Origin of the sequence: Corynebacterium haematomassiliense (assembly GCF_013978595.1) — a bacterium.
Lineage (GTDB): Bacteria > Actinomycetota > Actinomycetes > Mycobacteriales > Mycobacteriaceae > Corynebacterium > Corynebacterium lehmanniae.
The window spans coordinates 152,652-165,718 of the sequence record NZ_JACDTZ010000001.1; the positions used below are offsets into that span (position 1 = coordinate 152,652).

Consider the following 13,067-nt stretch of genomic DNA (forward strand, 5'->3'; position numbering starts at 1 on the left):
GGACTCGTGCCTCTGCACATATCAACCGCGAGGCATACCATGGCCGGGTTAGCCCACACAGAACGACAATGACGGATCAGACAAGGAGCACGCCGCAGTGTCCCGCACCGGGAATTTCTTTTTCGCCGCCCGCAATCAGCCCAACTACGCGTGGTGGAGGCCGCTCGCCGAAATCCTCGCGGTGGCCGTCCTCGCTGTGCTGTTTACGGGAGTGCTCGACCTGTCGTTGGAAGCTGCGGGCGTGGATACTTCCAGCGGCGCGGCCGACAAGTACTTCGGCTACGGGTCGGTGATCGTGGAGATCCTCGCGGTGCTTGTTGCCGTTTGGCTGATCGGGCGCCGGCCGGTGTCGTCGGTGTTCACCGGGCAGCCCGGGACGAAACCGTGGCTGCCGTTCGCGGCTTTCGCAGTGGCCCTGGTGGTTATCTCGGTGATTATGTCGCTGGTTGGCGTGTACGGCTACGGCGCCTCTTGGGGCCAGGTGGTCGGCAACATGGGCGCCGATTTCCCGGTTGAGCTCGTCGCGCTGCTGTTCGCCGCGCTCGCTGAGGAGATGACGTTCCGCGGCGTGTTCCTCCAGGCGTTCACCGCGTGGACCCGGAACCCACTGATCGGCGCGCTGCTCGCTGCGGTCCCGTTCGTCCTCGTGCACCCGCAGGCGTACAGCTCGCCGGTCGGTATCGCGCACTACTTCGCCGACGCGCTGCTGTTTACCCTGCTGGTGTGGGTGTTCAACGGGATCTGGGTCGCGGTGGCCGTGCACCTGGCCTGGAACACGTTCGGCACGGTGCAGGACCTTGGATTGCCCACGTCGGCCGCGGCCACCGCAGAGAGCTTCGTCGCCATGGCGGCCGCGACCGCGCTGGTCATAGCGCTCTTCCGGCGAAAGGCGTCGGCGCAGCCCGCCGCGTAGCTGCCTTCGCTACCATCTCGTCTTGTGTTGGAAGTACTGCGCATATTCCCCCGCCTCGGCCTGACATCCTTCGGCGGGCCGACGGCGCATTTGGGGTACTTCCGGGACGAGTTCGTCGATAAGCGCAAGTGGCTCAGCGACGACGAATACGCCGACCTCGTCGCCCTGTGCCAGTTCATGCCGGGCCCCGCATCGAGCCAGGTCGGCATGGCAATCGGCCTCAAGCGCGCCGGCTACGGAGGCATGATCGCGGCGTTTTTAGGCTTCACGCTGCCGAGTGTGGTCCTCATGGTCGCGTTCGCGCTCGGGGTGGCGCGCCTCGGCGACATTTCGGACGCCGGCTGGCTCGCGGGGCTCAAGGCGGCGGCGGTCGCGGTCGTCGCGCAGGCGGTGATGGGCATGGCGAAAAGCATCGTCACGGACCGGTTGCGCGCGGCCGTCGCACTCGCCGCATTCCTCATCGTCCTGCTGGTCCCGCACCCCGCGGCCCAGGTCGGCGCGATCGTTGCGGGCATGTTCGTGGCCACCTTTGCGCTTTCGCCTATCGACGCCCCTCCGGCCCCCAGCCGCACCTCCACCGCCAGCCGCACCGTAGGGCTGGTAGCGCTGGGAGTGTTCGCGGCGCTGCTCGCGCTGCTGCCACTGGCCGGGCGCATGGGCACGAGCTGGGGCATTCTCGACAGCTTCTACCGCTCGGGTGCCCTGGTCTTCGGCGGCGGGCACGTGGTGCTGCCGCTGTTGGAGCAGGCCACGGTGCCCACCGGCCTGGTGGACCACGACACCTTCCTCGCCGGCTACGGCGCCGCCCAGGCGGTGCCCGGCCCGCTGTTCACCTTCGCGTCCTTCCTCGGCGCCTCGGCCGAGGGTGTTCACTGGTTGTGGGGTGCGGCCCTGGCCACGGTGGCGATCTTCCTGCCGGCGGCACTCCTGGTCGTCGGGATCATGCCGTTTTGGGACCGGCTGCGCGCCAACCCGCACGCCGCCAGCGCCCTTGCCGGCGCGAACGCGGCCGTGGTGGGCATCCTCGCCGCGGCGCTGTACACCCCGGTGTTCACTTCCGGCATCCACGGGCCGGCGACGATGGCGGTCGCGGCCATGGCGTTCGTGGCGCTGAAAAACTTCAAGGCCCCGGCCTGGGCGGTGGTCATCGGCACCGCAGCGGTCGGGTGGGCAGTGTTGTGACTGCGCCCGTGATTCGGATGGCGACGGTGGGGGAGGCGGAGCTCGTCGCAAAGCTAATGCACGACTTCAACACCGAGTTCGACACCCCGGTGCCCGACAACCTGGAGCGCAGGTTCGCGCAGCTCATCGCCCGCGACGACGTGCTCGTGGTGCTCGCAGGCGAGGTCGGGTTCGCGTACCTGACGCTGCGGCCGAGCCCGTACTACGACGGCCCGGTGGCGATGCTGGAGGAGCTCTACGTCGCCCCGTCGCACCGCGGCCGCGGGCTGGGCACGCAGATGATGGCGCGGGTGCTGTCTGAGCTCGAAGCGCGAGGGGCGGGCGAGATGCAGATCAACGTCGACGAGGTGGACGCGGGCGCGCGGCGGTTCTACGAGCGGCACGGTTTCACCAACATTGAGGCCGGATCAAGGATGCTGCTGTATATCCGGGAGCTGTAGCGTAAAGGCATGCACGCGACCGATCTGCTCGACGTCATCTACACCGCCGGTGTCGTCTTCGACGGGCTGTCCACCAGCCGTCCTGCCACCGACCGCTACCTGCGCTCGGGCGATACGGACGGGGTGCGTGGCCGCGGTGATCTGGCGTTGCTGCAGGACCTGGAGGCGGCGGCGGAGTTCGTCATCGCCACCGCCGGCGAGCCAATTACCGCGGCCTATCTTGGGCGCATCAATGCGCAGCTCACCCGCAGCGCCGCGCTCAACCCTGGAAAGCTGCGCCGGGCGGAACAGGGCATCGGCGTGCACACCGCCCACGGCCGGCACGAACCCGCGGCGCTCACGGCTGAAGAACTCGACGCGCTCATGCAACAGCAGCTCAAGCTTGACGACTCCCTTCGGTCCGCCGCACACCTCTTCGTCGAAGTCGCTCGAGCCCAGCCTTTCGAAGACGGCAACAAACGCACCGCGATCTTCGCCGCGAACAGTTACTTAATCGGCCAGGGAGCAGGTGTGCTGATGGCGGTGCCGCACGACGACGCGGACCCGTCGGTGAGCCGCGAGTTTCACGATCTACTCGCTCGGGCCTACGTCTTCGGCGAGACAGGACCGGTTGTGGAAGCCCTGGTCCGGCACAACTCGGGCCAATAGGGAATACTTAACCCCCATGACGAGTAGAAACCAGGCAGAAGTTACCCAAACTGTGATCCTCCCGCAGTCGCGGGACGCGCTGTTTATCACCCTCGGCTTCAAAGACGGCGGCGAGGCGGCGGCGCTGGAGGTGCTGTCCAGCCTGTCCAGCCTGACCAATGGCGTGGGCTTCCGCTACCCCAAGGCGCACCTGACGGCGGTGGCCGGCGTCGGCGCGAAGATGTGGGACCGCCTCTTCGCGCTGGACAAGCCGGAGCACCTCCACGAGTTCGTGGAGCTTCAGGGCGCTAAGCACCACGCGCCGTCCACCCCGGGCGATGTGTTCTTCCACATCCGCTCCGACGAGTTCGACGTCGCCTTCGAGCTGGCGCGCCGCATCAACGCGATCGTGGAAGACCACATCGACTACCACGACGAGGTCCACGCCTTCCAGTACCAGGACTTCCGCGACCCGCTCGGCTTCGTCGACGGCACTGAGAGCCCCCGCGGCCAGGAGGGCGTCGAGGTGGCGATCATCCGCGACGGCATCTGGAAGGGCGGCAGCTACATCGTCGAGCAGAAGTACGTGCACAACCTGAAGGACTGGAACGACCTGCCGGTGGAGGAGCAAGAACAGGTCATCGGCCGCACGAAGCACTCCGACATCGAACTGGACGAGAAAGCGCCGAACAGCCACGTCGCCGTCAACCAGGTCGAAGACGAGGACGGCAACGGCCTCGAGATCGTGCGCAACAACCTCTCCTTCGGCGACGCGCTGGGCAAGCAGGGCACCTTCTTCATGAGCTACGCCCGCGACCCCCGCGTTACCGAGGTGATGCTGCGGCGGATGTTCATCGGCGAGCCGGAGGGCAACTACGACCGCATCCTGGACTTCTCCGAGGCGCTGACCGGCTGCAACTTCTTCGCCCCGCCGCGCGTGTTCCTGGACCACTGCGCCGACTACGCGCACCCGCACCTGCGCGGTGAGGGCGGCCAGGAGCCGAACCAGCCGGCGATCAACCTGCCGCAGGGCAAGACGGTCTTCCCGGACCGCGCGGACGTGCCCACCTCCCACAACGCCGAGGACATCGAGGCGGCGAAGGCCCGCTTCGAGGGCGCGCTACGCGGGGAGCAGTAGCTTTACGACGAGCCCGCCCCCGGCCCGCGCCGCCAACTCAACCGAGCCGCCGTGGGCCTTTGCGATCGCCTTGACCAGGGCCAAACCCAGCCCGTGGCCGGAACCTGAGGTGCGGCGGGCGCGGGCAAACGGCTCGGTCCAGGTGGCGACCTCCGCCGGGTCGAGCTGATCGCCGCCGGATTCGACGGTGATCTCGGCGCAGGCCCCGGCGCGCCGGAGCGCGATCGACCCGCCGGTGCCGTGGATGGCGGCGTTGCGCGCGAGGTTGTCCACGGCCTGGCGGATCAGGGTGGGGGAGGCCTCGACCGTCAACGGCTCGGCGGTGTCCACGGGCATGCCGTGGGCGGCGCCGACCTCGCGGCACACCGCGGCCAGATCGACGGGTGCGCGGTCGCGGACCTGCACGTTGGCCAGCTGCAGCAGCGCAGACACGGTCGCGGCGTTGCGGGCATTGACCTCGCGGACCCGGCCGAGCGCCGGGCGCAGGTCAGCGTCGTCGCCGGAAAGCGCAACGTCGGCGACGGTCTGAATGGTCGCGATCGGGGTCTTCAGCTCATGCGAGGCGTTGGCGGCGAAGCGGCGCTGGCGCTCGACGGCGTCTGCGAGCTCGTCCAGCATGGCGTTTAAGGCCTCGGCCAGCTCGCCGACCTCGTCGCGGGGGCCGTCGTAGTCGATGCGGGCGGAAAGGTCGCCGCGGGTGACGGTGCGGGCGTCGTCGGCGATCGAGCGCAGCGGGGTGATCACCAGCCCCGCCACGAACCAGCCCACCACGCCCGCCAGCGCCGTGAGCAGCGCGAGCGCCCCGAGGGAGGCGAGGAGGATGCGGCGCAGGATCTCGTCGGTCACCGGCACGGCGCCGTCGATGACCACGCCGTCGTCAGCGCCCGGAAACGAGGCCATCACCGGCACCGGGGTGAGCTTCAGGTACGCGTACACCAACCCGATCAACGCCAGGCCGACACCGAGGACGGTGGCCACGAACATCACCGTGATGCGGGCCCGCAGGCTCAGCCTCATCGCTCCGCCTCCGCCACGTAGTACCCGGCGCCGGTGACGGTGTGCACGATGCGCGGCTCGCCGAGCTTCTTGCGCAGGTGCGACACCGTCACGCGCGGGGAGTTGGTGAACGGGTCGGCGTTTTCGTCCCAGGCCTCCGCCAGCAGGTCCTCAGCGGAGATCACCCCGCCGCCGGCCTCCATGAGCACCCTGAGCACCGCGAACTCCTTCGGGCTCAGACTCACCGGTTCCTCGCCGCGGGTCACCTCGCGGCGGAAGGTGTCCAGGCGCACGTCCCCGCAGCGGTACACCTCGCCGCGCGACGGCGCGTTGCGCTTCGCCAGGGCTTTCACCCGCGCCACCAGCTCCGGCAGCTCGAACGGCTTGGCCAAGTAGTCGTCGGCGCCGAGGTCGAAGCCCTCCAGCCGGTCGTCCAGCGTCCCGGACGCGGTCAGCATGATCACCCGCGTGGCGGGCTGGGACTCCACGACGTGCCTGCACACCGCGTCGCCGTGCACCCCGGGCAGGTCCCGGTCCAATACGACGACGTCGGGCGGCAGCTCGTCGATAAGCTTCAGCGCCTCAAACCCGTCGTAGGCGACGCGTGTGTGCATCCCGGCGCGCGAAAGGCCGGTGGCGATGGCGTCGGCGAGGAAGGCCTCGTCGTCCACGATAAGCACCCGAATTGTCATGGCTGCGATCGTATGCGCCGCGATGTTGCGCCCGTGTAAACGTCCGGGTTAACGCGGGCGCAACACGCGGGTTCGTAGCTTCAAGCGGCATGCAGACCAGAATCGTTGGAATCGACGCGGCCCGGGCGGTGGCGCTCATCGCGATGATCGTCGCGCACCTCACCGCGCCGGGCGGCATCGCAGCGCAGCTGCTGTTCGGCTTCCCCGCGGGGCTCTTCGCGTTCCTCGCCGGGGTGTCCATGGGGCTGATGCGCGCCCGGCCGGCGCAGTTCGTGGTGCGCGGGGCGTGCCTGATTGCGCTGCACTTCGCGCTGGTGCCGTTCTCCGGAACCATCGAGGTGGTCCTGGGCACGATCGGGGTCTGCATGATCGTCCTCGCGTGGGCGCCGAAGCTGGATTCGGCGTGGCTTGCCTGGCTCGCCTTCGCCGGCACGTTGGGCTCCGCGGCACTCGCGCCGTCGAGCTCGCCGTACCCGCCGCTGATGTGGGCAGTGCTCATGGTCGCCGGGATCCTGTTTGCGCGCCACATGCCGCTGCGCGCCGGGGCACTTGTTGGGTGCGCGCTGTTCGCGGCCGATGTCGCGCTGCGGTGGTGGGTGCCGTTGCCCCCGCTTCTCGACGCCACCGGCCACGCCGGCGGGCTCGTCGATGTGGTGGGGACCGCCGGGGCGTCGATAGGCATCTGCTCCCTGTGCTGCATGGCGGGGCGCTGGCTGGGATGGCTCGCGCCGCTGGGGCGGATGACGCTGACTCTGTATTGCCTGCACGTGCTGAGCGCGCAGTGGGTCGGGGTGTGGGCGAGCGTGATCGGCTCGGCCGTGATCGCGTACGGCTGGCTCGCCGTGTTTAAGCGCGGGCCGATGGAAAGTACTGTTCGCCGCCTTACGGCGGTGGTTGGAAAGGAAAATAATGAAAAAGTTGGCGTTTAGTGTTGCAGTCGGTGTTGCGGTTGGTGTCGCTGTGGCGGCGCAGCCCGCGTGGGCGATGGAATCCGAGCAGTTCGCCGGCGACGCGGCGGAAGCCGAACCGGTGGTCTCAGTGCGCGTGGACGACTCCGACCCCGACGACGGCGTCTGCACCGGCACCGCCATCGACCCGCACTGGGTGATCACGGCCCGCCACTGCGTCGAGGCGGCCGCCAAGCCCGGCGGCTCGGTGCGCACCGGCCAGGGCGAGGACCAGAAGGTGTTCCAGGTGGACCGCCACGAGGTCGCGCCCCGCGGCGACATCGCGCTGCTGCACACCACCGAAGACCTGGGGCTTTCCACCTACGCAACGGTTGCGGACACGGTGCCGTCGGGTGATGTGAATATCTACGGCTGGTCCTCCGACGGCTCCGGCGGCTCGACCAAGCTGCCCGCCGCGGAGGCGACGGTGCGCGGAGAATCGCCGCTCGCGCTTTTCGACGCTCCGTCCGCCCTCGACGTCGCTCTAAAGCACGGGGCGCGGATCCAGCCTGGCGACTCCGGCGGCGCCATCTTCTCCGGCGGCAAGGTCGCCGGCGTGATGTCGGCGGGCCTGTTCGAGGACCCGGAAAACCCGACCGAGGAGGAGATGAACTCCAACGGCGCGGTGGCGGTGGCACCGGTGGCGGAGCAAGCCGAATGGATCCGCGGCGTGGTCGCGGGTTCGGCGGATGCTGGAGTTGCTTCAGGGGGCGAATCCTCTGAGCCCGCCGCCTTCCTGCGCTACGTGGTGCTCGGCCTCGGCGCGCTCGCGCTGGTGGCGGCCGGGTTCGTCATGGCGACGCGCCGCAAGGCTCGTTAGAGAATCTCCGCGCTCTTGTATTGGCTCACGCGCAGCGCACCTGTCGGCATGGAGGTGTCGGTGGGGAAGTGCACGTGCTCCGGGGCGACGGTGAGCCGGACGCGCTCGCCTTGGAGCTGCTCCCACTCGAGGCCGTCGAGGCGCTCGTTACCGCGCGCGCTGATCTCGCGCCGGCCCAGGGAGACGTACTCGGCATCGCGCGAGTACACCGAGCCGGCGTGGTGGTGGTCGGTGAACTCGCGGGGCGCATCCAGCTGGAGCAGGAGGTACTCGCTGGCGGGGTCTTCACCGTTCGGCATGCTGTCGATGAGCTCGGCGCCCGTCTTCGCCACCACGGTGCCTTCGACGACAACATCAGGCTCATCGACGGGCGCCGGACCGCGCACCTCCGGCATGGAAACCGTCAGCTCGCCGGCATCGAGGGCGGCGCGGTCCTGTGTCGGCTGCCAATCAATGGCCAAGTGGCCCGGGTGGGGATACTGCACGTTCATCTCCTCCGGCTCGGTCGGGGAGGAAAGGGTGGCGCCGTCCACGTCGTGCCAGACCGTGGAGCCGTCACCGGTGCCGCTGACCCAGTGTGCCTGGAACAGACCCCGGCCCAGCTGGGACGCCTCGACGCCGGCGCGGCTGCCGCCCGCGCCGGCAGCACCGTAGATGAGGGAATTGCTGGAGGTTTCCAGAGAGCCGCCGTCGGTGGAAAACACGAGCACGCGGGCGAAATGGTTCGAGTGCTCGTCGGAGCTCATGGAGCTCAGCAGCAACTCGGGCGCGCCGCCGCCGTTGGCCTCTACGAGCGCATAGAAGTACTCGCCGTCGGGCACGTGGTCGACCTCGTCGCGGCCCGGGCTGGGCACGTTGAAGTTGTAGGAAGCCGGGTCGTCGAGGACCTTGGCGTACTCCGCGGGCCAATCGGCGGCGCCGTCGTTTTCTGCGGTGTCGCCCTCCGGGGCCGACGGTGCCCCGATCTCGGTGGTCACCACCTCTCCCGAGTCGGGATCAACCCACTCGGTTGCGGTGACGACGACCGTCTCGCCAGCTGTGGAACAGGAAGCCAGGAAGAGGGCGCAAGCGAGTGGGGCCAGGGCGCGGGAAACCTTCATGCAGCTAACGATAAGCCAGTCGCCGCGCACCCGCGCCGGCAGGCTCGCTAACGCTTCGCGATCGGCCCCAGCACCCCATCCACCGCAAACGGGAACAGCAGGGCCACCAGGTTGGCGAGCCCGAAGGCGCCCGCGAGCGCCACCGGGATGATCCAGCCGAGGTTGCCGGAGCTCGAGCCGTTGTCGGCAGCGGGCTCTGGCGTGCTCGGGGCGGGCTTGCTCGGCTCGGCCTGCCCCGCGGCGGGCGCGACCTCGACGGGGACGGTCACCTCGGTGCCGGCGTCAGTGGTGATGCGCAGTTCCTGGGCGCCAGACATCCCCGCCGGGACGGTGAGCTTCACGGTGGCGGTGCCGTACTCGTTGGCGGTCTGGTCGCCGTTGTTGGGGGAGATGGAGGCGGAACCGGAGGCGTCGCCAAGCGTTGCGGTGGCGGTGGTGGCGGCCTCGCCCTTGTCGAAGAGCAGGGAGCTGAGCTCGATGGTTGCCTCCTTGCCCGCGGTGAGCGGGGCGGGGAGGTGGACGCCCACGTTGGACTGGCCGGTGCGCTGCTTCTGGCCGGAGCTGAGCGCCTCCACCAGCGCGTTGAGGTCCACGTAGCCCAAGTTCGCGGGCTCGGAGCCCTTGGTGAAGGCCTTGAAGTTGTCGCCGCCGGCGAGCAGGAAGGTCGAGCCGGCCACCACGTAGGTCTTCTCCGGGTCGATCGGGGCGCCGTCGACGGTGACGGAGGTGATCTTGGAGCCGACCGGCGCGGCCGGGTCGTAGGTGTAGGAGACGTTGTCGGAAATGCCCAGCGGAAACATGGGGCGGTCCGGGTCGTCGCGCCACTGCTCCTCCAGCGCCTGTACCACGTCGGAGCCCTTCAGTTCGACGTAGGTGTTCTCGCCGCCGAACGGCTGGACGGAAAACGCCTGCTCGTAGGTGACGTCGCCGGCCTCGAGCTCGGCGCGGACGCCGCCCGCGTTCATCACGCCGATGTCGGCGGTGACCGACGAGTTCTGGGTCACGCCCTGGCGGGTCGCTTCCGCGATGTAGTTGTTGAGCTGGGACTCCTTGTCGCCCGCCTTGTACAGGTCCTCGTCCGTGTGCCCGATGACCTTCTTGCCCTCGGTGCCGGCCTTCGCCAGCGCGTCCTTGACCACGGCGTCGATTTCGGGCTGCGGGGTGTCGCAGGCGCGGATCGTGTCGGCGTCGAGAAGCTCGGCGTTTCTCACGGTCAGCTTCTTGGTGGCGCGGTCGAAGCTCAGGTCCACGTTGGCAAGGTTGGCGCCGTAGGAGCCGGCCTGGATCAAAAGCGGCTTCTCGCCGGTGGGCTCGATCGACTGGTGCGAGTGGCCGAGGAACGCCACGTCGACGGCGTCCGAGAACTCGTCGGCCTTGATGCCGCCCTCGTGCACGAGTGCGATGACCACGTCGGCCTCGCCGCTGTCTTTTAGCTGCTCGGCGAGTTTGTTCGTGGTTGCGACCGGGTCGTTCCAGGCGATGCCCTCGATGGACTTCGGGTTGACCAGGTTCGGCATGTCGTCGGTGATGGTGCCCACGAAGGCGACCTTCGCGCCGTCGAGGTCCTTGACCACGTAGTCCTTCGTGTTCTTCACGGTCTTGGCGTTGGCGGCGAGGTAGTCGAAGTCCGCGGCCTTGGTGACGCGGTTTGAGAAGTCCTCGGCGCCCTCGTCGAGCTCGTGGTTGCCCAGTGCGGAGACTTGGAGGTTCATCCGGTTGAGGATCTCCAGGGTGGGGGCGTCGTTGAGCAGCTTCGATGCGAAGGGGGAGGCGCCGATGTTGTCGCCGGCGGAGGTGAAGACGTGGGTCTTGCCCGCGGCGGCCTCGTCTACGGCGCACTTGAGGTGGGCTGCGCCCGGGACGTACTTCGTTTCCTCCCAGTAGCCGTGGAAGTCAGTGACGTTGGAGATGGTGAACTCGGAGGTCTCGGCCGCCAGCGCCGCCGGGGTGAACGGGGTGAAGGCGGCGGCGAGGGCGGCGGTGGTGGTCGCGGTGACCAGCTGGATGCGGAAGCGGGCGGACACGAGGGGCCTTTCTCTTGGTCGGGTTGTGTGAGAGCAACCTTAGAAAGCCCGTTTTGCGGCGAGGTTTCTATCAGGTGAATTCTGGGTAGCGGACAAGGAGGTCGTCGCCGACGACGGCGCCGTCGTTCAAGGTTGCATTGCTTATCGACGCCCCCTCCGCCGTCGTCCCCATAATGTGGCGAACCTCGTCCCCGTGGGCGATGAGGTGGTCGGCGATGATGCGGCGGTGGCAGCGCCCCCACACCGCCTCGGAGCACATCACGGCGGGGGGGGTTTCGGCGGCGTGGTTGCGCAGTTCGGCGAGGGCGTCAGTGAATTCGTTCCCGAGGGCGTGGTCGGCGTAATTGTGGAAGCTGCGGTTGCGCCAGTTGCCGTTGACCTCGAAGGGGACGGTGCGCGAGACGTTGCGGCGGCCGGTGAGGCCCTCGCTACGGCTGTAGGCGATGCCATGGGTGGGCAGGTGCGCGGCCAGGTGGTCGTCGTTGAACCACGGGTACTTGCGGGACCCGGGGAGTTTGCGCACGTCAACGATGGACTTCACCCCGGCGGCGGAAAGCATCGCGGTGAAGTCGTCGAAGTCGAGGTTGGAGTGGCCCACGGTGTAAACGCGCATGCCGACCACGCTACGCCCGACGCAATCACACTCGCATCGGTGTCCAAGTGTCTTTCATCGGTGGGTGGTCGGGCGGGTAGAACGCGGGGTCGCGGCCAGTGTGTTTGGCGCATTCGCATCTGCCTTTCGCGGCATAGATCCTGCTCACCGCCGAATGTTTCGCCGGGACCGATTGGTTGAACCTTAAGGGGTCGCTCGGGCGCCGTCGGAACCCTGACCTGCCCGTATTGGGGTCGAAATCCATGTACCCCTTGTTAAAGGAGCCGTCTCTGTGGTCGTTGTTGCACCTGTGGTGCTCGCGACATAGCCCGGTGAGGTTTTCGATGTCGGTGTTTCCGCCTTTGATCCACGCGAGGATGTGGTGGGCCTCGCACTCCGACATGGCCGCGGTGCACCCGAGCCAGGAGCAGACCCCTTGCACCGCAAACATTGCGATGCGCTGGGCCACCGACGCCAGCCGGCTGGTGCGTCCCATCCACAGCGGCACGGAGCTGACCCCGTCGACCTGCAGCAGGAAATCTGTTGTGCCGTCCATGCCCAAGCGCACGAGGTCGAAGCAATCCACTTCGATGCCGGTGTTGGTGTCGAAAAGCATCGCGGCGTCGCCGTCCGCGAGGTCGTCGAGAGTCAGCGCAAGCACCACGGACGCGGCGCCGTCGTTTGACTTCTGGCACTTCTCCTCGTACTGCTCAAAGATGGCGAAGAACTGATCGAATCGGCGTTGCTCCGGTGTGCGCGAATCCGCCTCGCCCTGCAGTTCCTCCGGCAGGTTCGAGTTCGGTGCCAGCCCCTTGTCCATGTGCGCCTTCATTAGCGCGGCGTGGCCGGCGGTGGCGTTGATGTGGATGTCGACCATGCCGTCTGCCTTGCGACGGCCAAAGGTGGCACTCCTCTTTTCAAACCCGGCGTTCGGGTTGGAGTGGGGCGCGTGCTTCCGGTTCGCCGCGTTCACCGCCTTGCGCACGAACAGGCGCAGGTCCTCGGGGCTGCGGTGCAGTGCTTCCTCCATAGCCTCAGAATGAATGCGGGTTCGCTCGCAGGACGCGGCCTTGAGCAGTTTGTCCAGCTCGCGGCGGATAATGTCCTGCTTTTCCGCGCTGACCTTCGACGAGTTCTCGCGCGCTTTCTTCTGGCGGGCGCGCTCTTCTTCAGCGGCGGCCTGGGCTTCGGCCTCGGCATCCTCGCCGGCCAAGTCGAACAGGTCCTCCTCGTCTTCGGGTAGGGGAGGGGTGGGCTCCGGCGGTGCGCCGTAGAGCAGCCGGCCGCGCTCGAGACGGTTGTAGGCCTCGCTCTTGGACAGGTCCAGGCACTGCTGCAGGTACGCGTTTGGGTAGTTGGCCCCGACGACGCGCCCGGCATCGTCCCGGTCGGCGATGAAGGCGAATGCTGCGTCGATAGATGCCTTCTTTTTGAACTGCTCCTCCAAGCGCTCCATGTCGTGCCGGACGTCCTCAAATGCGAGGGCGGAGGGGTCCTCGAACAGTGTGCTAAGCGTGCGCAGCGCTGAGGAAATCTCGTCGACGCACTGGGTGATCTCGCTGGTCATGGCCCCTCCTTCCTGCCGGGATTGCGGTT

Annotated in this window: 13 protein-coding genes; 7 read left to right on the top strand and 6 right to left on the bottom strand. The window is 68.0% G+C overall.

The features are described 5' to 3' along the window. Positions 1 to 97 precede the first annotated feature (97 nt). The 5 genes from H0193_RS12485 to H0193_RS00800 are packed head-to-tail and all read left to right on the top strand — an operon-like array spanning position 98 to position 4,300. Positions 98 to 913 carry a CPBP family glutamic-type intramembrane protease gene (locus H0193_RS12485; RefSeq protein ID WP_181888129.1) on the top strand — a complete coding sequence of 272 codons (816 nt, stop codon included), beginning with the start codon at positions 98 to 100 and terminating at the stop codon, positions 911 to 913. Between the two features lie 24 nt (positions 914 to 937). Beyond that, the gene (gene chrA, locus H0193_RS00785; protein WP_338026559.1) at positions 938 to 2,095 is read left to right on the top strand and encodes a chromate efflux transporter; all 1,158 of its coding nucleotides are present in this window, start codon (positions 938 to 940) and stop codon (positions 2,093 to 2,095) included. Positions 2,096 to 2,112: 17 nt separating this feature from the next. Then, positions 2,113 to 2,535: a GNAT family N-acetyltransferase gene (locus H0193_RS00790; protein ID WP_181889550.1), complete on the top strand. Its 423-nt coding sequence runs from the start codon at positions 2,113 to 2,115 to the stop codon at positions 2,533 to 2,535. Positions 2,536 to 2,544: 9 nt separating this feature from the next. Continuing rightward, complete coding sequence (locus tag H0193_RS00795) at positions 2,545 to 3,183, top strand: Fic family protein (RefSeq protein ID WP_181888130.1); 639 nt, start codon at positions 2,545 to 2,547, stop codon at positions 3,181 to 3,183. A gap of 16 nt (positions 3,184 to 3,199) precedes the next feature. Further along, positions 3,200 to 4,300, top strand: coding sequence for a Dyp-type peroxidase (locus tag H0193_RS00800; RefSeq protein WP_181888131.1), 1,101 nt, complete (start codon positions 3,200 to 3,202; stop codon positions 4,298 to 4,300). On the opposite strand, the gene H0193_RS00805 is transcribed toward H0193_RS00800, so the two are convergent. Both H0193_RS00805 and H0193_RS00810 read right to left on the bottom strand, forming a co-directional pair. Next, positions 4,283 to 5,317 carry a sensor histidine kinase gene (locus H0193_RS00805; RefSeq protein WP_181888132.1) on the bottom strand — a complete coding sequence of 345 codons (1,035 nt, stop codon included), beginning with the start codon at positions 5,315 to 5,317 and terminating at the stop codon, positions 4,283 to 4,285. The two genes, H0193_RS00800 and H0193_RS00805, sit on opposite strands and share 18 nt — an antisense overlap. Continuing rightward, the gene (locus tag H0193_RS00810; protein ID WP_181888133.1) at positions 5,314 to 5,988 is read right to left on the bottom strand and encodes a response regulator transcription factor; all 675 of its coding nucleotides are present in this window, start codon (positions 5,986 to 5,988) and stop codon (positions 5,314 to 5,316) included. The genes H0193_RS00805 and H0193_RS00810 overlap by 4 nt, the downstream gene beginning before the upstream one ends. An 89-nt stretch (positions 5,989 to 6,077) precedes the next feature. On the opposite strand from H0193_RS00810, the gene H0193_RS00815 reads away from it, so the two are divergent. Both H0193_RS00815 and H0193_RS00820 read left to right on the top strand, forming a co-directional pair. Beyond that, on the top strand, positions 6,078 to 6,917 hold the full coding sequence (locus tag H0193_RS00815; protein WP_181888134.1) for a DUF418 domain-containing protein: 840 nt from the start codon (positions 6,078 to 6,080) through the stop codon (positions 6,915 to 6,917). Beyond that, complete coding sequence (locus H0193_RS00820) at positions 6,898 to 7,755, top strand: trypsin-like serine protease (protein ID WP_181888135.1); 858 nt, start codon at positions 6,898 to 6,900, stop codon at positions 7,753 to 7,755. Before H0193_RS00815 ends, H0193_RS00820 begins: the two co-directional genes overlap by 20 nt. On the opposite strand, the gene H0193_RS00825 is transcribed toward H0193_RS00820, so the two are convergent. From H0193_RS00825 to H0193_RS00840, 4 genes are all read right to left on the bottom strand, one after another. Further along, positions 7,752 to 8,855, bottom strand: a complete 1,104-nt coding sequence (locus H0193_RS00825; RefSeq protein WP_181888136.1) for a hypothetical protein — start codon at positions 8,853 to 8,855, stop codon at positions 7,752 to 7,754. The genes H0193_RS00820 and H0193_RS00825 overlap by 4 nt on opposite strands. Positions 8,856 to 8,902: 47 nt before the next feature. Further along, on the bottom strand, positions 8,903 to 10,879 hold the full coding sequence (locus H0193_RS00830) for a bifunctional metallophosphatase/5'-nucleotidase (RefSeq protein WP_338026560.1): 1,977 nt from the start codon (positions 10,877 to 10,879) through the stop codon (positions 8,903 to 8,905). Positions 10,880 to 10,949: 70 nt separating this feature from the next. After that, entirely contained in the window at positions 10,950 to 11,492 is a 543-nt protein-coding gene (locus H0193_RS00835) for a DUF488 domain-containing protein (RefSeq protein WP_181888137.1), read from the bottom strand. A gap of 25 nt (positions 11,493 to 11,517) precedes the next feature. After that, positions 11,518 to 13,038: an HNH endonuclease signature motif containing protein gene (locus tag H0193_RS00840; protein ID WP_181888138.1), complete on the bottom strand. Its 1,521-nt coding sequence runs from the start codon at positions 13,036 to 13,038 to the stop codon at positions 11,518 to 11,520. Between the last annotated feature and the right edge of the window lie 29 nt (positions 13,039 to 13,067).